Consider the following 23567-nt stretch of genomic DNA (forward strand, 5'->3'; position numbering starts at 1 on the left):
TCACGCGGGCGGCCTGCGCCGATCGTAAGGGGATTCCGTGACGATGCCGGGTGAATATCCGGCAGCCCGGGGGCGGGCCGGCGTCCCGCGGAGCGGACAGACTTCGCCAAAGTGCGCAGTTGCCCTCGTTTTCTGTGTTTTCGCTGTGACGAAGGCCATGCGCGATGCCGTGCGACGCCCCGCGGGCCACCCGACGGGCCGACGGGAGCGCGGTCGGCTCAGTGGCCCGCCGGGCCGTTCGCCGTCGTTGCCGCCTCGCCGAAGAGGCGGCGGTACGCGCCGGGCGTCGTGCCCACAGCGGTACGGAACCGCCGCCGCAGGTTGACCGCCGACGACAGGCCCACCCGCGCCGCGACCGTCTCGACGGGCAGATCGGTCCGCTCCAGCAGGGACCGGGCCGCGTCGATGCGCTGCTGGAGCAGCCACTGACCCGGGCTCACGCCGACCTGGCGGACGAAGCGGCGGGCGAAGGTGCGGGGGGAGAGACCGGCGTACGCGGCCAGCCGGCCGACGGAGAGGTCTGCCGCCAGCCGGGTCAGGGCCCACTCCAGGACGGGGGCCAGGGACGCGCCCCCGCCCGTGGCCGTGTGCGTGCCCGGGCCCGTGGCGGCGGGCGGGGGCGCGTACGGCAACTGGCTGCCGTCCCGGTGCGGCGGCAGCACCATGCTCCGGGCCACTTGGGCGGCGTAGGAGGAGCCCAGGTCGGACCGTACGAGGTGGAGGCAGAGGTCGATGCCCGCGCCGCTTCCCGCACTGGTCGCCACATCGCCGTGGTCGACGTACAGGACGTCCTCGGCGACGCTCACCTCGGGGAAGGCGGCGGCCAGTTGTCCGGTCCGCCGCCAGTGGGTGGTCGCGCGCCGCCCGTCCAGCAGGCCGGCCCGGGCGAGGACGAAGGCGCCCGTGCAGATCGACACGACACGAGCCCCGCGCCGGTGGGCCGCCCGCAGGGCGTCGAGGACGTCGTCCGGCACCGGCCCGCCGGGCGGCTGCCAGCCCGGTACGACGACGGTGTCCGCCCTCCGCAGGGCGTCGAGCCCGCTCTCGACGAGCAGCGGATACCCGGTGGTGGTCGGCAGAGGGCCGGGCCGCCGCGCGCAGATCTCGAAGGCGTAGCGCGCGGGCACCTCCGGGTGGACGCCGAACACCTCGGCCGCGCAGGCGAGTTCGAACGGCGTCTGCGGGTCGTTGAGGAGCGCCACCACGTGGTGGCGCCGGGATGCGGGCAGCGGTGTGGACATGGCAGGAAAGTACCCGAGGATGTCAGGACGGACACTCGCCCCGGGGGATCGCCCCGGGCGACGGTGGAGCCATGAGTGAGGACACGCGAACGAACGCGGTGAACACCCCGAGGCCCGGCCCTCCGAGGGCGGACCTTCGGAGGGCCAGCGCCCTGAAGACCGTCGTGCAGGTCGACGACGTCGAGCCGCACGAGGTGGCCCCGGGCATCTGGCGCCGACGGCTGCCCGGCACGGCGTACGCCCGGGGCTGGCTGATCGACTTCGCCCCGGGCACGGAGTGGCCCGAGACCGACGAACACGACACGGAGGAGCGGTACTTCGTCCTGAGCGGCGAGGTCATCGACGGCGGCGAGCGCCATGGGACGGGGGCGTACGTCGTGTTCGCGCCGGGCAGCGAACACCGCCCCCGTACGGAGACGGGGGCGCGGATGCTGGGCATCTCGCTGCTGAGCGCCTGAGCGCCTGAGCGCCTGAGCGCCTGAGTGCCTGTGTGTCTGAAGTGCCTGAAGTGCCTGAGGTGTCTGAGTGCCTGAGCCCCGGGCCGGTTGCCGGAGCCGGGGGCCCGCCCCGCCCGCCCGGAACAGGGGACCGGACGGCCGGGGCGGGCCCCATCCGTCTGCCGTGCGGCTACGAATCACTGGTGAGAGACCGACCGGCTCCCCTCGTACGGCAGGTGGGACCCATGACCGCACGCCAACTGCTCACCCCTGACCTTCCGCCCCGGTACGTCACGCCGGACCTGCCCGGAGCATGCGTCCCGACGGCGACGCCCACGAGGCCCCAGGACGCACCGCAGTCGCGGCGCCGGCCGTCGTCCCCGTGCCCCCCGCCCCGGCCCCGGGAGTGATCCGCCGCAGCCCGCCGGAGGCGTGCGCGCGCACGCCTCCGGCGGGCCGCTGTCGCCCGGTGCCGGACCGCCACCCGTGCCCGACGGCGGCCGGTGCGGGCGTGACGGGTGTGCGGGCGGCGGCGATGAGTTCCGGCCGCCTCCGGAGTCTCCTACGGCAGACGTGGTCACCGATTCGGGGTTCGGGTGGAGGCAGTCGTGAAGAGAGACGAGAAGCGCGGGATCTGGCACCTGGTGCATGCCGAGCGTGCGGCGCTGGTCGACGACCTCGCGGGGCTGGAGGACGGCCGGTGGGCGACGCCGTCGCTCTGTGCGGGGTGGACCGTGCACGATGTGGCCGCCCATCTCGTGGACACCGCGCTCACGACCCGTATCGGCTTCGTCGCCGGGCTCGTACGGGCGCGGTTCGACTTCGACCGGCAGAACGCGCGTGGGGTGGATCTCCGGCGCGGTGCGTCGCCCGCCGAGACGCTGGAGCGGCTGCGCCGGGTGGTGCCGCGCACGACGACGCCTCCGGCCCCGCTCGACACCCGGCTGGTCGAGGAGGTCGTGCACGGCGAGGACATCCGGCGGGCGGTGGGTCTGGTCCGTTCCTATCCGCAGGAGGCGGTGGTCCGGGCGCTGCGCCTCCAGGTACGGACTCCGGCGTCGTTCGGCGGAGCGAAGGAGGCGGTGGCGTCCGTCCGGCTGACGGCGACGGACGCCGGCCTGTCGATCGGGGAGGGACCGGAGGCGGCGGGCCCCGCCCTGTCCCTGCTCCTGGCCGTGTCCGGCCGACGGGTGGCGCTCGACGATCTGGAGGGGCCGGGGGCCGGGGCGCTCGCGGTGGCCGCCGGCTGAGAACGGGCGGCCGTCACCGTCCGGGGCAGGGGCAGGGGCAGGGGCAGGGGCAGGGGCAGGCGCCGCTGTCCGCGGCGGCCCGGCCGTTACGGCCGCTGCGGGGTCGGCCGCCGATCTCGAAGAGCTCGAACTGCTCCCAGGATCCGCTGACCTCCGGGGACCGCGCGCGCAGTGCGTACCGGAGCGGGCCCGTGTAGTTGTTCTCCATGGCGACGAAGCGGCCGTTCAGCGCGCATCGGGCCTGCCCGAAGGGCCTTTCCCCTGCGGCGCCGGCGGCCGAACCGACCGGGCAAGTGGGCCCGGAGTAAAGGCGTTTCGCCATTCCTGGCAGTTCATTTCATGCGACTTCGCTCATTCTGGTCCGCAGCGCAGTGGATATCCCGTTCCGCTGCATTCCGTTCATCTTGACGCGACGCGACGCGACGCGACGCGCCGTCGGGTCGGGAGGGTGTACGTCCTCTTCTCTGCATGACGTGTACCCGACAGAATCAAGGCGTTCCCGCCCGGTCGGGTACGGCCCGGTCCGACCGGGCGTCCGCCACTCCCCACGGCTCCTGGAGGCACCCCGCATGTCCACTCCCGCGCGCATGCCCGCGTCCCCGTCCCGGCCCTCCCGCAGAGGCTTTCTGGCCGGTGCCCTCGCCGTGTCCGCCACCGCGGTCGTGGGCACGGCACCCGCCGTCGCCGCCACCCGGAAGCAGGCGCGGGCGGTCCGGGGGACGCAGGACTGGATGGCCGCCCTGCCCGACGGCACCGCGCTGCGGCGGCTGACGATCCCGGGGACGCACGACTCGGGGGCCCGGTTCGGAGGACCCTGGTCGGAGTGCCAGAACACCACGATCGCCCAGCAGTTGACCAGTGGCATCCGCTTCCTCGACGTACGGTGCCGACTCATCGACGGCTCGTTCGCGATCCACCACGGCGCGTCGTTCCAGCGCATGATGTTCGGCGATGTCCTCATCGCCTGCCGGGACTTCCTCGCCGCGCGCCCGACCGAGACCGTGCTGATGCGGGTCAAGCAGGAGTACTCCTCCGAGAGCGACACCGCGTTCCGGGCGGTCTTCGACGACTACCTGGACCGGCGGGGCTGGCGTTCCCTGTTCCGCCTCGACTCCACCCTCCCCGACCTCGGCGGGGCCCGCGGCAGGGTGGTGCTGCTCGCGGACAACGGCGGGCTGCCCGGGGTGCGGTACGCGGACCCGGCGCTCTTCGACATCCAGGACGACTACATGGCCGAGCCGTTCGCCAAGTACCCGAAGATCGAAGCCCAGTTCCGCAAGGCGGCCGCGCAGCTCGGCGCCTTCTACATGAACTACGTCTCCACCGCCGCCCTGATGCCGCCCCGCTGGAACGCCGACCGGCTCAACCCGCAGGTGCACTCCTTCCTGGAGCGCGCGGAGACCGCCGGGTGGACGGGGCTCGGCATCGTCCCGATGGACTACCCGAACCAGCGGTCCGGGCTCGTCGAGTCGCTGATCCGGCACAACCCGACGGGGTGATCCCGCGGGGGTGGAGAGCCGGGGGCTGTCGGCCCGGGGCCCTTCATCCCCGGCCGGCGGCTTGCGTTTCTTTCGAATTCTGCGATGCTGGGTTCACTCTCAAAGGAGACAGAGCTATGCACAGCACTGCGGAAGACCGCACGCTTCTGCCTGAGCACCGTGAGGAAGTCGCCGAACTCCGAGCCTTCCTCGACCGGACGCCGGCGGCTGCCGAGCCTGCTCTGCTCCGGGGCCCCGACGGCGCGACGCACAGCCTCCCCCCGGAGGTCTACGAGGCGCTCATGGTCGTGGTGCGCGCCCTGGCGGAAGGCAAGGCGGTGACCGTCGCGCCTGTGAACACCACGCTGACGACGCAAGAGGCCGCAGACCTGCTCGGCGTCAGCAGACCGACCTTCGTCAAGATCCTGGACGAGGGGGGCCTGCCGTTCAACCGTCCGGGACGGCACCGCAGGGTCCTCCTGGCAGATGTCCTGGACTACAAGGAGAAGCGGCGCACACAACGTCGCCGAGGGCTGGACGAGCTGGCCGGACTGACCGAGGAGTCCGGCCTCTATGGCGACTGACCGCCCGAATCCACCGAGCTGACTGGAGCGATGTGCAGCGCGTCCTCCTGGACACCTGTGTCCTGTACCCGAACTACCTCAGGGACACTCTGCTCCGGCTCGCCGAGGCCGAGCTCTACGAGCCGCTCTGGTCGGCCGACATCCTGGACGAGCCGACCAGGAATGTCGCTGAGCGGATCGGGGATCAGAGGGCGAAGGGACTCGTCGATGTCATGGCGGGTGCGTTCCCCGAGAGCCTGGTTTCCGGTTACGCGGCGCTCATACCCGCCATGACGAACGACCCCAAGGACCGGCATGTCCTGGCAGCGGCGATCGGTGGGCACGCCCATGCTGTCGTCACGCTGAACCTGCGGGACTTTCCCCCGGCGGCGGCTGATCCGTACGGGATCGAGGTGCTGCACCCCGACGAGTTCCTGCTGGACATGCTCGACCTTGCTCCCGTCGAGGTCGGCATCGTCCTGCGTGCGCAGGTGAACAGCTACCGGCGTGAGCCCCGCGATCTGCATGGCCTGCTCGACCGGATCAGCGTCGGCGGAGCGCCCCAGTTCGCTGCCGAGTTCCGCCGCCGTCCCTGAGAGCCCGGGCCGCCCCGCCGGTCCGGGCTCGTCGAGTCGCTGATCCGGCACAACCCGACGGGGTGAGCCCGCGGTCTTCGGCCCCTCACATCTCCGGCGGCGGCGTAGGCGCCCCCGGCAGCGTCAGCGCCGCCACCGTGCCGGGCCCCCCGTCCGGGGCCGGGCGCAGGCCGATCGTGCCGCCCGCCTGGTGCACCGTACGGGCCACGATGGACAGGCCCAGGCCCGAGCCGGGGAGCTGGCGGGCGGTCGGGGAGCGCCAGAAGCGCTCGAAGACGTGGGGGAGTTCCTCGGCGGAGACGCCGGGGCCCCGGTCCCGTACGGTCAGCTCGCCCCGGTGCAGCCGCACGTCGATCGTGGCGCGCGGCGGGCTGAACTTCACCGCGTTGTCCAGGACGTTGACGATCGCCCGCTCCAGCGCAGCCGGCTCCCCCCGTACGTACCAGGGGGCCAGGTCCTCCGTGATCGTCAGCTCCGGGCCGCGCAGGCGGGCGCGGCGCAGGGCGGTGCGGGTGATCTCGTGCAGCGCCACCACCTGGAGCGGGCCCGGCCCGGCCGCGTCCGGGCGGGCCAGCTCCTGGAGGTCGCCGATCAGCGCGGCCAGCTCCGTCATCTGCGCCTTGACCGAGGACATCAGGGCCCTGCGGTCCTCCGGCGGGATCACCCGGCCCGTCTCGTCGCTGCGGGCCAGCAGCTCCACGTTCGTCCGCAGCGAGGTCAGCGGGGTGCGCAGCTCGTGGCCCGCGTCCGCGATCAGCTGCGACTGGCGGTCGCGGGAGGAGGCCAGCCGGGCGGCCATCGAGTTGAAGGAGTTCGACAGCCGGGCGATCTCGTCCTCGCCGTCGACCGGGATGCGCACGGTCAGGTCCTCCGTGCGCGCCACGTGCTCGACCGCCTCGGTGAGTTCGTCCACCGGGCGCAGCCCCGCCCGCGCCACCCACAGCCCGGCCGCGCCCGCGCCGACGACGCCGATGCCGCCGACGAGGGCCAGCACCCAGGCGAGCGTGGACAGCGGCGCGTCGATCTCGCTGAGCGGGCGGGCCACCGACACGGCGAGCTCGTTGTTGGCCTGGCCGGAGCTGACCACCGGCGGCAGCTTGCGGGTGTAGACCCGCATCTCCCTCCCGGCGTCGTTCTCCGTCGTGTGCAGCGCGTCGGTCCTCCGCCCCGCGGCCACGGCGACGTCGCTGGGCTGGGCGGGGACGGGCGTGGTGTTCGGGGCGGTGCAGTAGTCGCCGTTCGCCGCGACGATCTGCACGGTGTACTGGCCGGGGAACTCCTGGGCGGGCAGCTGCCCGCCGCTCAGGCACGAGGTCAGCAGATCGCGCATCGGCGCGTTGTCCATCTTCGCGTTGCGCAGCGAGTCGTCGAGCTGGTCCTCCAGCTGCTCCCGGGTCACGAACCAGCACGCCGCAGCCACCGCCGCGACCGCCACCGCGACCGCCGTGGCCACCAGCAGCGCCAGCCGCGAGCGCAGGGGCAGCGCCCGGAACCGGCGCAGCGGGTTCCGGCCCCGCCCGCCCGCGACGGCCGTCGACCCGCCGGCGCCGGCCTGCTCCCGCCCGCCCGCGACGGGCGCCGGCCCGCTCACGCCTCTCCGCTCCCGCCCGTACGCAGCGCGTAGCCCACCCCGCGCACGGTGTGGACGAGGCGCGGCTCGCCGCCCGCCTCCGTCTTGCGGCGCAGGTACATCACGTACACGTCCAGGGAGTTGGAGCTCGGCTCGAAGTCGAAGCCCCAGACGGACTTGAGGATCTGCTCCCGGGTCAGCACCTGGCGCGGGTGCGACAGGAACATCTCCAGCAGCGTGAACTCGGTGCGGGTCAGCTCCACCCGCCGCTCGCCCCGGGTGACCTCGCGGGTGGCCAGGTCCATCCGCAGGTCCGCGAAGGACAGGATGTCGTCGTCGGGGGCCTCGGCGCCCGCCGCCGCTGCCGACGCGTACGAGCTGCGGCGCAGCAGGGCGCGGATCCGGGCGAACAGCTCGTCCAGCTCGAACGGCTTGACCAGGTAGTCGTCCGCCCCCGCGTCGAGACCGGTGACCCGGTCCCCGACGGTGTCGCGGGCGGTGAGCATGAGGATGGGAGTGGTGGAGCCGGTGGCGCGGATGCGGCGGGCGGCGGTGAGCCCGTCCATCCGGGGCATCTGGATGTCCAGGACGATGAGGTCGGGGGCGTACGCCTCGGCCGTCGCCAGGGCGTCGTACCCGTCGACCGCGACCTCGGTCCCGTACCCCTCGAAGGCGAGGCTGCGCCGCAGCGCCTCGCGCACGGCCGGCTCGTCGTCGACGATCAGGATGCGCTGGGGATCGTCTTCGGCGGGGCTCATCGCTGTCTCGTCCTCATCTCGTGTCGACCGGGTCCGGCCGCCCTGCGCGGGCGCGCTCTCAGCCTTGCACGGCGGGGGCGCCGCGCGGGATCAGGAGCCGTTCCCCGCGCGCAGGGTGTCCAGGTCGGCCTTGAGCGTGTTCACCGGGATCGCGAAGCCGAGCCCCACGCTGCCCGCCGAGGAGCCGCTGCCCGCCGCCGAGGAACTGGGAGCGTACATCGCGGAGTTGATGCCGATGATCTCCCCGTTCATGTTGATCAGCGCGCCGCCGGAGTTGCCGGGGTTGAGCGAGGCGTCGGTCTGGAGCGCCTTGTACGTGGTGGTCTCCTCGCCCGTGTCGCCGTTGAACTGCTGCCCGCCGAACTCGAACGGCCACTCCCGGCCGCCGCCCTGCCGCCCCTGATCCTGCCCCGAACTGCCCGAGTCGTCCTTGGCGACCGTGACGTCCCGGTCGAGCGCGGAGACGATCCCGCTGGTGACGGTGCCGGTCAGGCCCTCGGGCGAACCGATCGCCACGACCTCCTCGCCGACCTTGACCTTCGAGGAGTCGCCCAGCGTCGCCGTCTTCAGCCCGCTCGCGCCCCGGAGCTTGATGAGCGCCAGGTCCTTGTCGGGGTCGGTGCCCACGACGTCGGCGGTGTACGTCTTGCCAGTGGAGAGGGTGACCTGGATCTCCTGCGCGCCGGAGATCACGTGGTTGTTGGTGACGATCTCGCCGTCCTCGGTGATCACCACACCCGATCCGGTGGACCTGCCCGCCGAGGAGGCCGCGCCGATCTCCACGATCGCGGGCGACACGGCCTCCGCGACGCCCGCCACGGTGCCCTTGCTGCTCTGCGAGACGCTGGTGCCGTTGACCGCGCCGCCCGATCCGGTGGCGGCGGTGTTCTGGCCGTTCAGCTGCCCGACGAGGGTGGCGGTGCCGCCGCCGATCACCCCCGCCGCGATCGCCACCGCCGCCAGCAGGGCCACCGGCCGCTTCGCCTTGCGCCTGCCGGTGGTGGGGGCGTACGGGGGCGGCGGAGGGTAGCCCCCGGCGGCACCGGTGTACGCGGTGCCGGTGTGCGCGGTGCCGTCGTGAGCCGTTCCGCTGTGCGCCGTTCCGTAGTGCGGGTACGACGGGGAGGTGTACGGGTACGAGGTCGGGTCCTGGTCCGTCGAGTGCGCGCCGCTCGGGCGAAGGTTCTCCGTCATGTCCATCAGGCTGATCGGCGAAGATGAGAGCGGCCTGAGTGCGTCCTGAGAAGCCCGGAAGAACCGCGTATGCCCGCTGTAAAGGCGCAGGGCCGGAGGCGGGCGTGCGCGAGCCGGTTCGGAGGCGGCCGGGCCGGAGAGGGTGTCGAGCGGGCCGGGGCGGTGTCGAGCGGGCCGGGGCGGGCGGAGGCGGCTCGGAGGCGGTGCCGAGCGTGCCGGAGGGCGTGCTGAGCGGGTTGGAGGCGGGCGGGCCGGAGCGGTCCGGAGCGCGGGCCGGACGGGGGCTGGACGGGCCGGATGCGCCGGGGCGTGCGGAGCCGGTTCGGAGGCGGCCGGGCCGGAGAGGGTGTCGAGCGGGCCGGAGACGGTGTCGAGCGGGCCGGGGCGGTGGGCGGTCAGGCGGACGCGGAGGGTTCCCCGCAGCCGCACGAGCGCCGGACCACCAGCGCCGAGGGGAACTGCTTCAGCCGCTCCCGCCGCGATCCCGAGACCCGCAGCGCGTCGTCCAGCACCAGGTCCACGGCCGCCCGCGCCATCGCCGGGCGGTCGGAGTACACCGTGGTCAGCGGCGGGTCCGTGAGGCCCGCCTCCTTCACGTCGTCGAAGCCGGCCACCGCCAGCCCGCCCGGCACGTCGATGCGCAGCTCACGGGCGGCCCGCAGCACACCGAAGGCCTGGTCGTCCGTGGCGCAGAAGATCGCCGGCGGCCGGTCGGGGCCGGACAGCAGGCCGAGGGCGACCTGATAGGCGTCGTAGCGGTTGTACGGGGCCTGAAACAGCCGGCCCTCCGTGGAGCGGCCCGACTCCTGCATCGCCCGCCGCCAGCCCTCGACGTGGTCGGCGACCGGGTCGCCGACCGACGGGGTCTCCTCCGTACCGCCGAGGCAGGCCACGTACGGATGGCCGTGCTCCAGCAGATGCCGGGTGGCGAGCTGGGCGCCGCCCACGTCGTCGGTGACGACGGCGACGTCGTCGATCGCCTCGGGGCGCTCGTGCAGCAGGACGACCCGGGCGTCCCAGGCCTCGATCTCGGCCGCGGCGCGCTCGCTGGGGCCCTGGCTGACCAGGATCAGCCCGGAGACCCGCATGCCGAGGAAGGCCCGCAGATAGTGGACCTCGCGCTCGTCGCGGTAGTCGGAGTTGCCGACGAGCACCATCTTCCCGCGCTCGGCGGCGGCCTGTTCGACCGCGTGCGCCATCTCCGCGAAGAACGGCTGCCGGGCGTCCGGCACGATCATGCCTATGAGGTCCGTGCGGCGCGAGGCCATGGCCTGGGCGACCCGGTCGGGCCGGTAGCCCAGCTGCTTGATCGCGGCGAGCACCCGCTCGCGCGTGGCCGGGGCGACCGGCCGGGGTCCGTTGTTGATGACGTAGCTGACGACCGCGGTCGACGTCCCCGCCAGTCTCGCCACATCGTCCCGCGTCACCTTGGCCACGCGCGGCAGTCTACGCGGATGGACCTATCCCTTGGCAGCCCGGACCGGGGCTTCCTCCTCCGCCGTGGCCGAAGAGGACTGCTCCGACCGGGCGACGTCCCGGGCGCCGGCGCCGTCCGCCTTCGGCCGTCCGCCCGCCCGCTCCTTCGCCTCCTCCGCCGCGCGCTCCACCTTCTCCGGCACGACGAAGCGGTAGCCGACGTTGCGGACGGTTCCGATCAGCGACTCGTGCTCGGGGCCGAGCTTGGCGCGCAGCCTCCGCACGTGGACGTCGACCGTCCGCGTACCGCCGAAGTAGTCGTACCCCCAGACCTCCTGGAGGAGCTGGGCGCGGGTGAACACCCGGCCCGGGTGCTGGGCGAGGTACTTCAGCAGTTCGAATTCCTTGAAGGTCAGGTCCAGGACCCGGCCCTTGAGCTTCGCGCTGTACGTCGCCTCGTCGACCGAGAGGTCGCCGTTGCGGATCTCCATCGGGGAGTCGTCCGAGGTGATCTGCTGGCGGCCCATGGCCAGGCGCAGCCGCGCCTCGACCTCCGCCGGTCCCGCCGTGTCCAGCAGGACGTCGTCCACGCCCCAGTCGGCGGTGACGGCCGCGAGACCGCCCTCGGTGACGACGAGGATCAGCGGGCAGCCGGGGCCCGTGGACCGCAGCAGCTGGCAGAGCGAGCGGACCTGCGGAAGGTCGCGCCGCCCGTCGACGAGGATCACGTCGGCGCCCGGGGTGTCCACGAGGGCCGGGCCCTCGGCGGGCGCCACCCGCACGCTGTGGAGCAGCAGCCCCAGAGCGGGGAGCACCTCCGTCGACGGCTGGAGTGCGTTCGTGAGGAGCAGCAGAGAACTCATCGCCGCCCACCTGCCTGGTTCGGTCGATCGTGTTGCACGGTTCGCTCGCCCATTACGTCGGTCCTCCTCGTTCCCTGCGAGAGGGGCACTCCCGGGCCGGACCCGGGGGAGTATGCGGCACTGCTTCGTACGTCAAGCGGGTGTTGCGTGCGGTCCCGCGCCCCGGGGACCGCTGAGCTTGTGGAAACGTCGTCGTAACAACGCCCGTAAAGCACAAAAGGACCCGGGGGCTGCACTGCCCGGATCCTCTTCGCAGCAGAATAGCCCACATGAGTTCCGTGTCCGAGGGTCGATTCCGGGCTTCCTCTGTTCCCTTGCTCACGCCACCTCCACGATTCGCCACATTGCTGACGGATGACGGCGTGCCGGTCGAAGCGGTGTACGAACCGTGTACGGCGGGCTCCGGAGCCCCGGGCGGCGAGGCGGCCGGAGGCCTTCCCGCGCCCCCGGCGGCGACCCCCGTGATCGTCGTCGCGCACGGGTTCACCGGGTCGGCCGACCGGCCCGCCGTGCGCCGTGCCGCGCGGGTGTTCGCGCAGCGTGCGGCCGTGATCACGTTCTCGTTCCGGGGGCACGGGCGGTCCGGCGGGCGCTCCACGGTGGGCGACCGCGAGGTGCTGGACCTGGCGGCGGCGGTCGCCTGGGCGCGGCGGCTCGGGCACACCCGCGTGGTGACGGTCGGGTTCTCGATGGGCGGCTCGGTGGTGCTGCGGCACGGCGCTCTGTATACGGCTCAGGCCGTCGCCGGAGGGCCGGAATCCGGGATCGGGGACGCCCCCGGCCGCGTCCCGGAGCGCGAGGGGCGCACAAGAGGCACGGGGGCGCACTCGGACGCTGTGGTCTCCGTCAGTGCGCCCGCCCGTTGGTACTACCGGGGGACGGCCCCGATGCGCCGGCTGCACTGGGTGGTCACCCGCCCCTCGGGCCGCCTCGTCGGCCGTTGCGGATTCCGTACCCGTATCGCGACCGAGGACTGGGACCCCGTCCCGCTCTCCCCGGTCGCCTCGGTCCCGCTCATCGCCCCGGCCCCGCTGCTGCTCGTGCACGGCGACCGGGACCCGTACTTCCCGCTGGACCACCCGAGGATGCTGGCGGAGGCGGCCGGACCCGGCGGCGCTGAGCTGTGGGTGGAGCGGGGGATGGGCCACGCGGAGAACGCGGCCGGCGACGCCCTCCTGGCCCGCATCGCCGACTGGGCGACGGACACGCCGCCCGCGTGACCCATCATGGAGAGCTGACGCACGAGGCGTCCGACGAACCGACCGACCGAAGGAGTGGCGCCATGGCAGCGGGCACGATCCGCTACTGGGCCGCGGCGAAGGCCGCCGCGGGCACCGCGGAGGAGCCGTACGCGGCGGCGACCCTCGCCGAGGCGCTGGACGCGGTGCGCGAGCGGCACCCCGGCGAGCTGAGCCAGGTGCTCCGGCGGTGCTCGTTCCTCATCGACGGGGACCCCGTGGGGACCCGCGAGCATGAGACCGTACGCCTTGCCGAGGGCGGCACGGTCGAGGTGCTCCCGCCGTTCGCAGGAGGGTGAACCGCAGGCCATGAGCAGCAGCGATCAGCAGTACCCGTATCCGCACGACCCCGAGCACCCGCAGCGGCCCGCGCCGCCGCACTGGCCCGACGGGACGGCCGGGCACCCCGTCGGCGCCCCGCCCCAGGACCCGGCCGCCTTCGACCAGGGCGGCACGCAGACGTGGCAGGCGCCGACCTGGGACACCCAGTACCAGCCGGCGATCCGGCCGGAGGGGGACCCGGGGCAGACACAGGGGTACGGGCAGGGCCACGGCCACGGTGAGCCGCAGCCCGCGTCGTACGGGCAGCAGCAGCAGCCGGATCCGTACGCACGGCAGCAGCCGTACGCACAGCAGCAGCCTCCGTCGTACGGGCAGTCCCCGTCGTACGTACAGCAGCAGCCCGCGCCCGATCCGTACGGGACGCCTCAGCCCCAGCCGGACCCTCCGTACCAGCACCAGCAGCAGCACCAGCACCAGCAGCACCAAGGGCAGCAGCACCAAGGAGAACAGCAGTACCAGGGGCAGCAGCACCAGCAGCACCAGCAGCACCAGGGGGAACAGGGGCACCAGGGGCACCAGAGGCACCAGCAGTACCAGGGGCAGCAGCCGCAGCAGGCGTCCCCCTCCTCGGCCGCCGACACCGCCTACCTGCCGCCGCAGGGGGCCTCGGGCTCCTACCCGCTGCCGCCCGAAGTCCCGGTCACTTCCGTCCCGCCGGCCGCTTCCGCTCCCGCTCCGGCCGCCGCCGTGTCCGAGCCGGTCACCGCGCCCGCCACTGCGGGGCCGGGCCCGGGTGACACCGGCTACAGCGCGCCCACGACGCTGGGCAACGCCCGGATCACCGACGCCCAGCGGGCCCGCGCCGAGGGGCGCTCGCCGATCATCGCGCCGGGCATCCAGCCCGCGGCGCTCACCGCCGCGCTCGGCCTGCTGCTGGCGGGCGGCGCGGCGATCGGAACGTACGGCCTGCTCGTCCCGGTGGTGCTCCTCCAGGCGGTGACGGCCGCCGGCTGGTTCCGCCTCAACGGCATGTGGCCCGCCCGTCAGGGCATCGCGCTCGCCTTCGCCGGGGGCGTGGTCGCCGATGTCGCCCTGCTCGCGGCGGGCCGGGAGCACGGCCCCGCCGCGCTGCTGGGCACCCTGGGCGTCTGGGTGCTGCTCACCGTGGTCCTCCAGCTCCGCAGCCACGCGGGAGCCGACGAGCGGATGTACGGCCTGATGGCCACCGTCGTCTCCGCGTCCCTCGCGGTGCTCGCGGGCGGGCACCTCGCGGCGGCCCCGGACGCGGTGGTCGTCGGCGGGGCAGCCGTCGCGGCGGCCACGCTCGTCCGTGCTCTTCCGCTGCCCGGTGCGGCCTCCCTCGCGGTTGCCCTGCTCGCGGGTGCGGGCGTGGGCGCGGTGGCGGGCGCGCTGACGGACCTCGGCGCGCAGGGCGCGCTGCTCGGTCTCGCGGCGGGCGGCTGCGCGCTCATCGGGCTGCGCGTGGCGAGCTACGACTACCCGTCCCGGTTCGTCCACATGACCGCCGGGGTGGCGCTGCCGCTGACCCTGGCGGCCCCGGCCGTCCACCTGGTCGGCCGCGCCCTCCTCTGACCGCCGACCGCTGCTCCGCACGGCCGGCCCACCGGCTTGCGCGGCCCCCGCTCGGCACGGCCGGACCGCCGGCTGGCCGGCTCGCGCCGGCCCGTGGTCCGCACGGCCGCCGACGGCCCCCCGGGAACCACCGGGGGGCCGTCGCTCGTCGATCATCCGGGGCGTCCACTCCTGCCGCAGTGGGCTCACGGGCGCCAGGGGGACCGATCGGCTCAGGGTGGGGAATCGAGACATGCGCGCACTGCGAATACTGCTGGTCCTGGTGGTGGTGCTCGGCGGCCTCTTCATCGCCGTCGACCGCGCGGCCCTCTGGTACGCCGAGTCCGAGGCCGAGGACCGGGTGACGATCAGCGGGGGCGGCCCCGCCACGACGGAGATCTCGATCAAGGGCTTCCCCTTCCTCACCCAGCTCGCCGGATCACAGCTGGACCAGGTCGACGTCAGCCTCACCGGCATGCAGACCAGCGCGGCGGGCCGCGCGATCCGGGTCAGCGAGGTCCGGGCCCGGCTGTACGACGTGAAGCTCGGCTCCGGCTACCGCAGCGCGACCGCCGCCCGCGCCACCGGCACCGCGCTCGTCACCTACGAGGACCTCACGGCGGCGGCCAGCGACGGCGTCGCCGTGGAGTACGGCGGCAAGGGCAAGGCGAAGGTCACCGGCACGGTCGAGGTCCTCGGCCGGCCCATCTCGCGCAGCGTCCTGTCCACCGTGACCCGCGTCGACGGCCACACGATCAAGGTGCGCGCGGACGAGGTGCCGGGTTCGGGCATCCCCGGCGTCGAGGAGCTCGTCCGCAGCAGGACCGACTTCGAGGGCGACATCGACGGGCTGCCCCGGGGCCTGGAGCTCCAGCAGGTCGAGGTGACCGAGAAGGGCCTGGAGATCTCGGTGACCGGCTCGGACGTCTCCCTGACCGGCTGACGAGCCGATCGGCCGGCCGGGTCGTCAGCGGGTCGGGCCGCCGGGTCGTCAGCCGGACGGAGCGGTGGTCGGGCAGTCGGCCGGATCGGCCGATCCAACCGGCCGATCCGGATGGTGAGACACCCGTGTCCGGTCCGCAGATGCGGGGAAGGTCCCAGGGAGCCCGGCAGCGGATCCCGGGCCGAATCACCGCTTCCGCGTCTCGCATCACGGATGATCGTGTCTCACCATGCGACACAACGGTGACATCTCCGTCCGTACCTCCCTACGATCGGACCCATGAAGCGACAGGCGGATCTCACGAAGCGGCGGGCAGTAGACCTGTGCCGCGTCGCCGCCATGCTCTGTCGCACCGTCTGAGCGGGACCGCTCGCACCGTCGCAGCCCCCGCTTTCCCCGGCCCTCCGACCGTCGCCCCTCGGCCGTCGGCCAGGGCCGACCCCGTGCCCGTACGCGCCGCGTTCCGTGCCTCCGCGCGTACAGCCGCACCCAGCAACTCCGCATCTCGCACCACCCCGCCGCAGACTGCCCCGGAGGAGAACAGCATGAGCCGCAGCGACGTCCTGGTAGACGCCGACTGGGTCGAGGCCCACATCGACGACCCGCAGGTCGCGATCGTCGAGGTGGACGAGGACACCTCGGCGTACGAGAAGAACCACATCAGGAACGCGATCCGGATCGACTGGACCAAGGACCTCCAGGACCCGGTCCGCCGTGACTTCGTCGACCAGGCCGGCTTCGAGAAGCTGCTCAGCGAGAAGGGCATCGCCAACGACACGCTGGTCGTCCTCTACGGCGGCAACAACAACTGGTTCGCCAGCTACGCCTACTGGTACTTCAAGCTGTACGGCCACGGACCCGTCAAGCTCCTCGACGGCGGCCGCAAGAAGTGGGAGCTGGACTCCCGCGACCTGACCGACGTCGTCCCCACGCGCCCGGCCACCCAGTACACGGCCAAGCCGCAGGACGAGTCGATCCGCGCCTACCGCGACGACGTCGTCAAGGCCATCGGCAACCAGAACCTGGTCGACGTGCGCTCGCCCGACGAGTTCAGCGGCAAGCTGCTCGCCCCGGCCCACCTCCCGCAGGAGCAGTCGCAGCGACCCGGCCACGTGCCGAGCGCCCGCAACATCCCGTGGTCGAAGAACGCCAACGACGACGGCACCTTCAAGTCGGACGACGAGCTGAAGGCCCTCTACGAGGCCGAGCAGGTCGACCTGTCGAAGGACACCATCGCCTACTGCCGCATCGGCGAGCGCTCCGCGCTCACCTGGTTCGTGCTCCACGAGCTGCTCGGCCAGGAGAACGTCAAGAACTACGACGGTTCCTGGACCGAGTACGGCTCCCTCGTCGGCGTGCCGATCGAGCTCGGCGCCAACAAGTAACCCCATCGACCAGCACCACGACGACCCGAAGGACACGACATGTGTGGAGCACAGGCCGGTGGCCCCGACGCTTCGACGATCAAGCCCGGTGAGACGACCATCCAGGGCAGTGTGACCCGCGACGGCGAGCCCGTCACCGGTTACGTGCGCCTCCTGGACTCGACCGGCGAGTTCACCGCCGAGGTCCCGACCTCCGCGACCGGACAGTTCCGCTTCTACGCCGCCGAGGGCACCTGGACGCTCCGCGCCCTGGTTCCGGGCGGCAGCGCCGACCGCACGGTCGTCGCGCAGACCGGCGGACTCTCCGAGGTCGCCATCGCCGTCTGATCCTCCGGGACCGACGACCGCCGCTCCGGACGGACCACGGTCCGGGAGCGGCACGCCGTACGGGCGACGCGCCGTCGCGCACCGCGCACCGGTCGCGCACGCCACGCCGTTTCCCACGGCACACCGAACGGCCGGAGGGCCGCACCCCAGGGGGTTGGACGCCACCTGACGCGGGGTGCGGCCCTTCGTGCCGTCCGGCGGCCGGAGCCCTACGCTGGAAGCATGTACGCCCGACGCAGGAGGAACTACTTCCTGATGATGGGCGGATGCATCGTGCTCTTCGTGTCCGCCTGGGCCGTGGTGCGCCTGTGGTCCATGCCCGCCGCCATCGCCATGTGCGTCGTCGCCATGGTCATCCCGCCGATCGCCGCGATGGTCGCCAACCGGCGGGGCCCGGAGGACCGTTGGTGGGACGACCCCTCCGGCGACCCCGAGTCCGACGCCTGGTGGGACGAGCTGGACGGCAAGAAGCGCCGCTGAGGCCGGCCCTGCTCGGTGCGCGGCCCGCCTCCCGCCGTCAGTAGACGAGCGCCTGAGTGTCGTCCGCCAGGGCCTCCTGCACGAACACCTGCGCACCGGCGATCCGTACGCCCTCCAGCACGTCCTTCTCCGCGATGTCGCGCCGGGCCGCGCACTGGGTGCACAGGGTGATCCGGCCGCCCGCCAGGATCGAGTCCAGCAGGTCGGGCAGCGGGGCGGCGTGCGGCAGTTCGAACGCGGCGGCCCGGCCCGGCAGCGCGAACCACGAGGACTCCCCGGTCAGCCAGAGCGAGACCCCCACCCCGCTGGCGACGCCCACGGCCGCCACGGTGAAGGCCTGCGAACAGCGCTCGGCGGCCTCCGGCCCGGCGGTCACCTTGATCACAAGCTTCTTCGGCATATGCCGAACTGTAATCGTCCAGGAGGCAACCTCTTCGCCGCGCTGAGGGTCACCTGTGCGCGCGGGTAACGAGAACCCGTGTGTCAGGCCTCCTGGGGGGAAACTTTTGCAACCGGACCACACCAGTCCTGCCGTACCACCGGGCGCCGACGGGCCGGCTGGGCCGCCCGCGACGCCCGTACCGCCGGCAACACCCGTCGTGCCGGCAGCATTCGCAACGCCGGACATACCCGCACCACCCGTACTGACCGCACCACCCTCACCGTCCGTAACGCCCGTACGCCGTCGGCCCCGTGGCCGTACGACGCTGATCATCGCGGCGGCGGCGCTGCTCGGGATCGCGGGCGGGGTCGCCGTGGGCTACGGCGTCCAGGCGGAGCGGGAGCCGACGCCGCTGACCGCTCTGTCGCAGCCCGGCCTCGGCTACCCCGCGAAGCCGCTCTCCGCCGACCGGGTCCCCGCCCCCCTGCCCGCCGCCCAGGACCGCCGGGTCAGGACGGACGGCGACCTGCGCACGCTGCTCGTCGACCGGCCCAAGGGCGCGCGGAAGGCGGCCACCGACGCACTGGGCATCGGGGACGGCTGGAAGCCCCTCGACGCGTACGCCGGGCACTACGAGGATCCGCACTTCATGTTCGAGACGCTGGCCGGGCTCGACCTGCGCCGGGTCGCCTCGGCCGCCTGGGAGCAGGGCGAGAACCGGCACACCGAGGTCTGGCTGCTCCAGTTCCGGTCCGGGGAGCAGCACGGCGCGTCGGCGCACTTCGACAACCAGATCATGTACATGCCCTGGGATGACGCCGCGGGCAACACGGGCGACGCGATCAAGGGCAGCCGCGAGGGCCGCTACTTCCTCTACCCGGTCGAGCGGAAGGCCGGATACCTCCCGTCCTACCAGGCCAGGGCCCTCGCCGTACGCGGCGACATCGCGCTCGACATCACCATCTTCGACACCTCCCCGATCAGCAAGAAGGACATCCGGGCGCTGGCCGAGCGACAGTTGGAGCGGCTGTGACCGACGACGACAGCAACACGAACCCCGTCACCGGGCCGGTGGCCGACGCCGTTCCCCGGCCCGCCTCCGACGCCGTGACCGGGCCCGCCTCCGACGGGGAACACCGGGGGCGCCGGGTACGCCGGGTGGTGCTGACCGCGCTGCCCGTCGTCCTGGTGCTCGGCGCGATCGGCGGCGCGGCCGGTTACACCAAGAACACCGTGGACTCCGCCGACCGGACGGTCACGACGACGATCTGGGACGAGGACCACGTACCGAAGGGCAAGGACCCGGCGGGTGATCCGTCCCGGGGCCGCCACGACACCGAGCTGGCCAAGCTGCTGCTCCCCGTGCCGGAGGGCTACCGGCTCGGCCCGGACATCGGCGACCTCGGCAACGACAGCGAGACGAGCGGCGCCAAGGCCACGGCCGCGATGAAGGAGTTGGGGCGCGGCCTGGCGGGGAAGGAACGCCGGGAGCTGGACACGTTCGTCGAGAAGCTGCGCATCCAGGGCATCGCGAAGCGTTCGTACCTCGCGGACTCCAACGACCTCCTCGTGAACGTCGAGGTCGTGAAGATGCGGGACAAGCGGGCCGTCCACCGGAACTACACGGACCGCAAGAAGCTGCTGGACGGCATCGACGCGTTCCGCAAGGGGCCGTCGGTCGAGGGCCACAAGAAGGCTGCCTGCTACCGGCTGCCCAAGGGTGACGAGGACACCATCGACGGCGTCCTCTGCCTCGCGTACGAGGGTGAGGTCTCGGTCTCCGTCTCGGCGAGCGGCAGCAAGCCGTTCAGCCCGTCCGAGGTCGGGGACCTGGTGAAGGACCAGCTCGACCACATCGCGTCCCCGGGGGAGTACATATGAGCGAGCAGACGGTGACCCCGGGGGCGGGAGTGCCCCCCGAGGAGCCGGGGGAGACCGAGCCGGCCGTCACGCCCGTCGCGCCGGCGGGTGTCGTGCCGCCGGAGACGCCCGGGACGCCCGAGGGTGCCGTGACGCCGGAGGGTGCCGTGCCGCCTGAGGCGACCGTGACGCCTCAGGGTGCCGAGCCGCCCGCCGCGCCGGAGGGTGCCGTGGCGCCGGAGACGCCCGGGACGCCCGAGGGTGCCGTGACGCCGGAGGGTGCCGTGATGCCCGGGGCGGCCGTGACGTCTGAGGCGGCCGTGACACCCCAGGGTGCCGAGGCGTCCCGGGCGGCCGACGTGCCCCAGGCGCCCGGCGTGCCCGGGGCGGCCGTGCCGCCCGTCCCGCACCCGCTGCCCGAAGGCGCCCCCGCTGCCCGGGACCCCGCCCGTGGTGGCCGGTGCGGTCGGCGCGGCGTCCGCGCCGCCCCGGCGGGTCCTGCGGGCCGTGGCGCGGTGGACGGCCGCCGCGCTGGCGTTCGGGGTGCTCGGCACCGGTACGGCCTTCGGGATCGCCTCGCTGGAGCGCACCGACGTCCCCGGGCTCGCCACCGAGGGCGACGGCCGCTGGGACTACCCGGAACTGTCCCTGCCCGCGCTCCCGGCCGGCTCGCCGCGGCCGTTCTCGCCCGGCAACCCGGGCGAGATCCACCACGCCGACCTGCGTGAACTGCTCCTTCCGGCCCCCGCCGGAGCGAAGCCCGACAAGAAGCTGACCGGCGGCTGGATCTCCACGGAGACCTTCCTCGACGCCTACCGGGAGCAGAACCGGCGGTCGGTGGCCCAGCTCCTGAAGGACACCGCCCCGCGCCACATCGCGGCCCGCGGCTGGACCATGCCGGACGGCACGACCTCCCGGGTCTACCTGGTGCGGTTCAACTCGACGGCGTTCGCGAGCCGCATGGTCGACGACCTGAACGTGGGGTCGTCGGCCGGTACGCCCCTGGCCCGTACGGACACCACCGACCTCGACCCCACCTGGGGCTCGGCCAACGACATCGAGAACCTGTCCTCGTTCGTCTTCACCGAGCAGGCGCCCTTCGGGGCCGAGCACGTCCGGCAGGCGTACACCCTGGCGGGGGACACCCTGGCCCTCGTCGTGCACGAGCGTCCCGGAAAGCGCGAGACGGCCCGCATCCCGTTCCAGCAGACGCTGATCCTGCAGAACCAGCTGCTCGCCTGAGCCGCGCGGGCGCGGCCCGCGACCGGCACCTGAACGAGAGGACCGGGCCCCCACCCATTAGGCTGGGGGCCCGGCCGCGTGGCCGCCGCCAACCGCTCGTCACGAGGAGCCCCCTGTGCTTGAGGCATTCTTCACCGCCCTGCTGGTCCTGGTCTGCGTGGGCGTCACCGCCTTCGCCGCGATCACCGTGAAGAAGCTGTACCAGGGCCAGCGCTGACCCTCGTCGCGCAACGGACTCCCCGCCCACCCCGCACCCTCACAGATCGTCTGAGCCGCTCATGATCGAGATTCCGTCCGACCTCCACCCGGACCTCGTCCCGCTGGCCTTCCTCCTCGGCAACTGGGCGGGCGCGGGCGTGTCCGACTTCCCCGGCGCGGAGAAGTGCAACTTCGGCCAGGAGGTCACCTTCAGCCACGACGGCCGGGACTTCCTGGAGTACGTCTCCCACTCCTGGGTCCTGGACGCGGAGGGCAGGAAGGTTAGGCCGCTGGAGACCGAGAGCGGCTACTGGCGCATCGACAAGGACCGCAAGGTCGAGGTCGTCATGTCCCGCGACCAGGGCGTCATCGAGATCTGGTACGGCGAGCTGGCCGACCAGAAGCCGCAGATCGACCTGGTCACCGACGCGGTCGCCCGCACCGCGGCCTCCGGCCCGTACAGCGGTGGCAAGCGGCTCTACGGGTACGTCAACAGCGACCTGATGTGGGTCGGCGAGAAGGCCACCCCCGAGGTCGAGCTGCGCCCCTACATGTCGGCGCACCTGAAGAAGGTCGTCACCCCCGAGGAGGTCGCCGAGATGGCGCGGAACCTCGACGACATGCCGGACGACGGCATCGCCTTCTTCAAGTAGGTCCGACAAGCGCCCGCAGGCCGGACCCGGCCGGGGTTTGACCGCACGCCCTAGACTGGGCGTGTGGTGACCACCGACTGGAAGACCGACCTCCGGCAGCGCGGCTACCGGCTGACGCCCCAGCGGCAGCTTGTCCTGGAGGCGGTCGACGCCCTGGAGCACGGCACTCCGGACGACATCCTGTGCGAGGTGCGCAAGACGGCGTCCGGCGTGAACATCTCCACGGTGTACCGGACCCTGGAGCTCCTGGAGGAGCTCGGGCTCGTCAGCCACACGCATCTCGGCCACGGCGCCCCGTCGTACCACCTGGCCGACCGGCACCACCACATCCACCTGGTCTGCCGGGACTGCAAGGACGTCATCGAGGCGGACCTCTCCGTCGTCGCCGAGTTCACGCGGAAGCTGCGTGCCGACTTCGGCTTCGACACCGACATGAAGCACTTCGCGATCTTCGGCCGCTGTGCGGACTGCACGGCGGCCCAGGCGCGGACGACCGCACAAGCGATGGCGCAGGCGACGGCGCAGGACGCCGTGAAGGACATCTCCGCCAAGTCGTAGGCTGGGCGCATGAAGAGCCCCCTGCTGTCCCTGCCCGGCGCCGTCCCCGCCGAAGGCCGCGACGAAGGTGTCGCCGCGCACTACGGCGACCTGTTCCGCGAGCAACGCGCCCTCGCCGACGGCAACGGCTTCGTCGACCTCTCCCACCGGGGCGTCGTCACCGTCACCGGCGACGACCGGCTGAGCTGGCTGCACCTGCTGCTGACCCAGCACGTCAGCGATCTCGCCCCGCACCAGGCCACCGAGGCCCTCATCCTCTCCGCCAACGGGCACATCGAGCACGCGATGTACCTGGTCGACGACGGCACGACGGTGTGGATGCACGTCGAACCCGACACCCAGGCCGATCTGATCGCCTACCTGGAGTCGATGAAGTTCTTCTACCGGGTCGAGGTCGCCGACCGCACCCCGGACATCGCCGTCGTCCACCTCCCGGCCGGTTCCATCGCGGAGGTCCCGGACGGCGTGACCGTACGGGAGACCCCGCAGGGCCGGGACGTGTTCCTGCCGCGCGAGGGGCTGGAGGCGTTCGCCGGGGCCCACGGGCCCGCCGCCGGGATCCTGGCGTACGAGGCGCTGCGCGTCGAGGGGCACCGGCCGCGCGTCGGCTTCGAGACCGACCACCGCACCATCCCGCACGAGCTGGGCTGGATCGGCACCGCCGTCCACCTCCAGAAGGGCTGCTACCGGGGTCAGGAGACCGTCGCCCGCGTCCACAACCTGGGGAAGCCGCCGCGCCGGCTCGTCTTCCTGCACCTGGACGGCAGCGAGGTGCACCTGCCCGGCCACGGCACGCCGGTACGGCTGGCCGCCGACGGGCAGGAGGGCCGCCAGCTCGGCTTCGTCACCACCTCGGCCCGCCACCACGAACTGGGCCCGATCGCCCTGGCCCTGGTCAAGCGGAACGTGGCCGTCGACGCGGAGCTGATCGCCGGGGACACGGCGGCCGCCCAGGAGACGGTCGTCGAGCCGTAGGGACTCCGTCGCGGCGACGGCACGCGCCCGGAGCCCCGCTCCGGCGGCGTACGGCAGGGGCCCCGCTCCGGCGGTGTACGCCGAGGGCTGTGTGCCGACAGCGTGC

The 23567-nt window shown here is 73.1% G+C and carries 27 protein-coding genes; 19 read left to right on the forward strand and 8 right to left on the reverse strand.

Annotated elements, in window-relative coordinates:
- Positions 1-218: 218 nt before the first annotated feature.
- Positions 219-1241 carry a GlxA family transcriptional regulator gene (locus KME66_RS18205; RefSeq protein WP_216323779.1) on the reverse strand — a complete coding sequence of 341 codons (1023 nt, stop codon included), beginning with the start codon at positions 1239-1241 and terminating at the stop codon, positions 219-221.
- A gap of 71 nt (positions 1242-1312) precedes the next feature.
- On the opposite strand from KME66_RS18205, the gene KME66_RS18210 reads away from it, so the two are divergent.
- The gene (locus KME66_RS18210; protein WP_216323782.1) at positions 1313-1699 is read left to right on the forward strand and encodes a cupin domain-containing protein; all 387 of its coding nucleotides are present in this window, start codon (positions 1313-1315) and stop codon (positions 1697-1699) included.
- Between the two features lie 587 nt (positions 1700-2286).
- Positions 2287-2928, forward strand: coding sequence for a maleylpyruvate isomerase family mycothiol-dependent enzyme (locus KME66_RS18215; RefSeq protein WP_216323786.1), 642 nt, complete (start codon positions 2287-2289; stop codon positions 2926-2928).
- A gap of 13 nt (positions 2929-2941) precedes the next feature.
- Here KME66_RS18215 and KME66_RS18220 read toward each other — a convergent pair whose 3' ends face one another.
- On the reverse strand, positions 2942-3250 hold the full coding sequence (locus tag KME66_RS18220) for a hypothetical protein (RefSeq protein WP_216329823.1): 309 nt from the start codon (positions 3248-3250) through the stop codon (positions 2942-2944).
- A gap of 247 nt (positions 3251-3497) precedes the next feature.
- On the opposite strand from KME66_RS18220, the gene KME66_RS18225 reads away from it, so the two are divergent.
- From KME66_RS18225 to KME66_RS18235, 3 genes are all read left to right on the forward strand, one after another.
- Positions 3498-4427, forward strand: coding sequence for a phosphatidylinositol-specific phospholipase C (locus KME66_RS18225; protein ID WP_216323789.1), 930 nt, complete (start codon positions 3498-3500; stop codon positions 4425-4427).
- A gap of 116 nt (positions 4428-4543) precedes the next feature.
- On the forward strand, positions 4544-4990 hold the full coding sequence (locus tag KME66_RS18230; protein ID WP_065482751.1) for a helix-turn-helix domain-containing protein: 447 nt from the start codon (positions 4544-4546) through the stop codon (positions 4988-4990).
- Between the two features lie 32 nt (positions 4991-5022).
- Positions 5023-5565 carry a PIN domain-containing protein gene (locus tag KME66_RS18235; RefSeq protein WP_216323791.1) on the forward strand — a complete coding sequence of 181 codons (543 nt, stop codon included), beginning with the start codon at positions 5023-5025 and terminating at the stop codon, positions 5563-5565.
- 85 nt (positions 5566-5650) lie between these two features.
- Here KME66_RS18235 and KME66_RS18240 read toward each other — a convergent pair whose 3' ends face one another.
- The 5 genes from KME66_RS18240 to KME66_RS18260 form a co-directional block, all read right to left on the reverse strand.
- Positions 5651-7066: a HAMP domain-containing sensor histidine kinase gene (locus KME66_RS18240; protein WP_216329442.1), complete on the reverse strand. Its 1416-nt coding sequence runs from the start codon at positions 7064-7066 to the stop codon at positions 5651-5653.
- A gap of 86 nt (positions 7067-7152) precedes the next feature.
- The gene (locus KME66_RS18245; RefSeq protein WP_216323795.1) at positions 7153-7893 is read right to left on the reverse strand and encodes a response regulator transcription factor; all 741 of its coding nucleotides are present in this window, start codon (positions 7891-7893) and stop codon (positions 7153-7155) included.
- Between the two features lie 90 nt (positions 7894-7983).
- On the reverse strand, positions 7984-9093 hold the full coding sequence (locus KME66_RS18250) for a trypsin-like peptidase domain-containing protein (RefSeq protein ID WP_216323798.1): 1110 nt from the start codon (positions 9091-9093) through the stop codon (positions 7984-7986).
- A gap of 389 nt (positions 9094-9482) precedes the next feature.
- Positions 9483-10523 carry a LacI family DNA-binding transcriptional regulator gene (locus KME66_RS18255; RefSeq protein WP_073226187.1) on the reverse strand — a complete coding sequence of 347 codons (1041 nt, stop codon included), beginning with the start codon at positions 10521-10523 and terminating at the stop codon, positions 9483-9485.
- A 24-nt stretch (positions 10524-10547) separates the two neighbouring features.
- Positions 10548-11366 carry a response regulator transcription factor gene (locus KME66_RS18260; protein WP_073226184.1) on the reverse strand — a complete coding sequence of 273 codons (819 nt, stop codon included), beginning with the start codon at positions 11364-11366 and terminating at the stop codon, positions 10548-10550.
- 269 nt (positions 11367-11635) lie between these two features.
- On the opposite strand from KME66_RS18260, the gene KME66_RS18265 reads away from it, so the two are divergent.
- From KME66_RS18265 to KME66_RS18295, 8 genes are all read left to right on the forward strand, one after another.
- Positions 11636-12586, forward strand: coding sequence for an alpha/beta hydrolase (locus KME66_RS18265; RefSeq protein WP_253208391.1), 951 nt, complete (start codon positions 11636-11638; stop codon positions 12584-12586).
- Between the two features lie 62 nt (positions 12587-12648).
- Positions 12649-12903, forward strand: coding sequence for a MoaD/ThiS family protein (locus tag KME66_RS18270; RefSeq protein WP_030808526.1), 255 nt, complete (start codon positions 12649-12651; stop codon positions 12901-12903).
- A 10-nt stretch (positions 12904-12913) separates the two neighbouring features.
- Positions 12914-14479 carry a hypothetical protein gene (locus KME66_RS18275; protein ID WP_216323803.1) on the forward strand — a complete coding sequence of 522 codons (1566 nt, stop codon included), beginning with the start codon at positions 12914-12916 and terminating at the stop codon, positions 14477-14479.
- Between the two features lie 232 nt (positions 14480-14711).
- Positions 14712-15401, forward strand: a complete 690-nt coding sequence (locus tag KME66_RS18280) for a DUF2993 domain-containing protein (RefSeq protein WP_216323807.1) — start codon at positions 14712-14714, stop codon at positions 15399-15401.
- Positions 15402-15680: 279 nt separating this feature from the next.
- Entirely contained in the window at positions 15681-15761 is an 81-nt protein-coding gene (locus KME66_RS34570) for a putative leader peptide (RefSeq protein ID WP_350203226.1), read from the forward strand.
- A gap of 185 nt (positions 15762-15946) precedes the next feature.
- Entirely contained in the window at positions 15947-16786 is an 840-nt protein-coding gene (locus tag KME66_RS18285) for a sulfurtransferase (protein ID WP_073226168.1), read from the forward strand.
- A gap of 39 nt (positions 16787-16825) precedes the next feature.
- A complete protein-coding gene (locus KME66_RS18290) occupies positions 16826-17113 on the forward strand; it encodes a DUF1416 domain-containing protein (protein WP_003968135.1) in 288 nt (95 codons plus the stop codon).
- Positions 17114-17335: 222 nt separating this feature from the next.
- Positions 17336-17593, forward strand: a complete 258-nt coding sequence (locus KME66_RS18295) for a DUF3099 domain-containing protein (RefSeq protein ID WP_073226165.1) — start codon at positions 17336-17338, stop codon at positions 17591-17593.
- A 37-nt stretch (positions 17594-17630) separates the two neighbouring features.
- On the opposite strand, the gene KME66_RS18300 is transcribed toward KME66_RS18295, so the two are convergent.
- Entirely contained in the window at positions 17631-17993 is a 363-nt protein-coding gene (locus KME66_RS18300; protein ID WP_216323810.1) for a DsrE family protein, read from the reverse strand.
- A gap of 199 nt (positions 17994-18192) precedes the next feature.
- Here KME66_RS18300 and KME66_RS18305 point away from each other — a divergent pair, with 199 nt between their 5' ends.
- The 6 genes from KME66_RS18305 to KME66_RS18330 all read left to right on the forward strand — a co-directional run bounded on the left by KME66_RS18305 (position 18193) and on the right by KME66_RS18330 (position 23461).
- Complete coding sequence (locus KME66_RS18305) at positions 18193-19008, forward strand: hypothetical protein (protein WP_253208392.1); 816 nt, start codon at positions 18193-18195, stop codon at positions 19006-19008.
- Positions 19005-19856 carry a hypothetical protein gene (locus tag KME66_RS18310; RefSeq protein ID WP_253208393.1) on the forward strand — a complete coding sequence of 284 codons (852 nt, stop codon included), beginning with the start codon at positions 19005-19007 and terminating at the stop codon, positions 19854-19856. Before KME66_RS18305 ends, KME66_RS18310 begins: the two co-directional genes overlap by 4 nt.
- 429 nt (positions 19857-20285) lie before the next feature.
- The gene (locus KME66_RS18315; protein WP_253208394.1) at positions 20286-21077 is read left to right on the forward strand and encodes a hypothetical protein; all 792 of its coding nucleotides are present in this window, start codon (positions 20286-20288) and stop codon (positions 21075-21077) included.
- Between the two features lie 278 nt (positions 21078-21355).
- Positions 21356-21928 (forward strand): FABP family protein, encoded by a 573-nt coding sequence (locus KME66_RS18320; protein WP_073226154.1) that lies wholly within the window; start codon positions 21356-21358, stop codon positions 21926-21928.
- A gap of 63 nt (positions 21929-21991) precedes the next feature.
- Entirely contained in the window at positions 21992-22486 is a 495-nt protein-coding gene (locus KME66_RS18325) for a Fur family transcriptional regulator (protein WP_216323813.1), read from the forward strand.
- Positions 22487-22495: 9 nt separating this feature from the next.
- Positions 22496-23461 (forward strand): folate-binding protein YgfZ, encoded by a 966-nt coding sequence (locus KME66_RS18330; RefSeq protein ID WP_216323816.1) that lies wholly within the window; start codon positions 22496-22498, stop codon positions 23459-23461.
- The last annotated feature ends 106 nt before the right edge of the window (positions 23462-23567 follow it).

The organism is Streptomyces sp. YPW6, from assembly GCF_018866325.1.
Taxonomy (GTDB): Bacteria; Actinomycetota; Actinomycetes; order Streptomycetales; family Streptomycetaceae; genus Streptomyces.

Excerpts from the sequence above, each read along its gene's own strand:
- KME66_RS18330 (WP_216323816.1), top strand. The coding sequence starts at position 22,496 with ATGAAGAGCCCCCTGCTGTCCCTGCCCGGCGCCGTCCCCGCCGAAGGC.
- KME66_RS18220 (WP_216329823.1), bottom strand. The coding sequence starts at position 3,250 with ATGGCGAAACGCCTTTACTCCGGGCCCACTTGCCCGGTCGGTTCGGCC.
- KME66_RS18265 (WP_253208391.1), top strand. The coding sequence starts at position 11,636 with ATGAGTTCCGTGTCCGAGGGTCGATTCCGGGCTTCCTCTGTTCCCTTG.
- KME66_RS18225 (WP_216323789.1), top strand. The coding sequence starts at position 3,498 with ATGTCCACTCCCGCGCGCATGCCCGCGTCCCCGTCCCGGCCCTCCCGC.
- KME66_RS18300 (WP_216323810.1), bottom strand. The coding sequence starts at position 17,993 with ATGCCGAAGAAGCTTGTGATCAAGGTGACCGCCGGGCCGGAGGCCGCC.
- KME66_RS18245 (WP_216323795.1), bottom strand. The coding sequence starts at position 7,893 with ATGAGCCCCGCCGAAGACGATCCCCAGCGCATCCTGATCGTCGACGAC.
- KME66_RS18270 (WP_030808526.1), top strand. The coding sequence starts at position 12,649 with ATGGCAGCGGGCACGATCCGCTACTGGGCCGCGGCGAAGGCCGCCGCG.
- KME66_RS18230 (WP_065482751.1), top strand. The coding sequence starts at position 4,544 with ATGCACAGCACTGCGGAAGACCGCACGCTTCTGCCTGAGCACCGTGAG.
- KME66_RS18285 (WP_073226168.1), top strand. The coding sequence starts at position 15,947 with ATGAGCCGCAGCGACGTCCTGGTAGACGCCGACTGGGTCGAGGCCCAC.
- KME66_RS18250 (WP_216323798.1), bottom strand. The coding sequence starts at position 9,093 with ATGGACATGACGGAGAACCTTCGCCCGAGCGGCGCGCACTCGACGGAC.
- KME66_RS18260 (WP_073226184.1), bottom strand. The coding sequence starts at position 11,366 with ATGAGTTCTCTGCTGCTCCTCACGAACGCACTCCAGCCGTCGACGGAG.
- KME66_RS18210 (WP_216323782.1), top strand. The coding sequence starts at position 1,313 with ATGAGTGAGGACACGCGAACGAACGCGGTGAACACCCCGAGGCCCGGC.
- KME66_RS18280 (WP_216323807.1), top strand. The coding sequence starts at position 14,712 with ATGCGCGCACTGCGAATACTGCTGGTCCTGGTGGTGGTGCTCGGCGGC.
- KME66_RS18275 (WP_216323803.1), top strand. The coding sequence starts at position 12,914 with ATGAGCAGCAGCGATCAGCAGTACCCGTATCCGCACGACCCCGAGCAC.
- KME66_RS18290 (WP_003968135.1), top strand. The coding sequence starts at position 16,826 with ATGTGTGGAGCACAGGCCGGTGGCCCCGACGCTTCGACGATCAAGCCC.
- KME66_RS18295 (WP_073226165.1), top strand. The coding sequence starts at position 17,336 with ATGTACGCCCGACGCAGGAGGAACTACTTCCTGATGATGGGCGGATGC.
- KME66_RS18205 (WP_216323779.1), bottom strand. The coding sequence starts at position 1,241 with ATGTCCACACCGCTGCCCGCATCCCGGCGCCACCACGTGGTGGCGCTC.
- KME66_RS34570 (WP_350203226.1), top strand. The coding sequence starts at position 15,681 with ATGAAGCGACAGGCGGATCTCACGAAGCGGCGGGCAGTAGACCTGTGC.
- KME66_RS18320 (WP_073226154.1), top strand. The coding sequence starts at position 21,356 with ATGATCGAGATTCCGTCCGACCTCCACCCGGACCTCGTCCCGCTGGCC.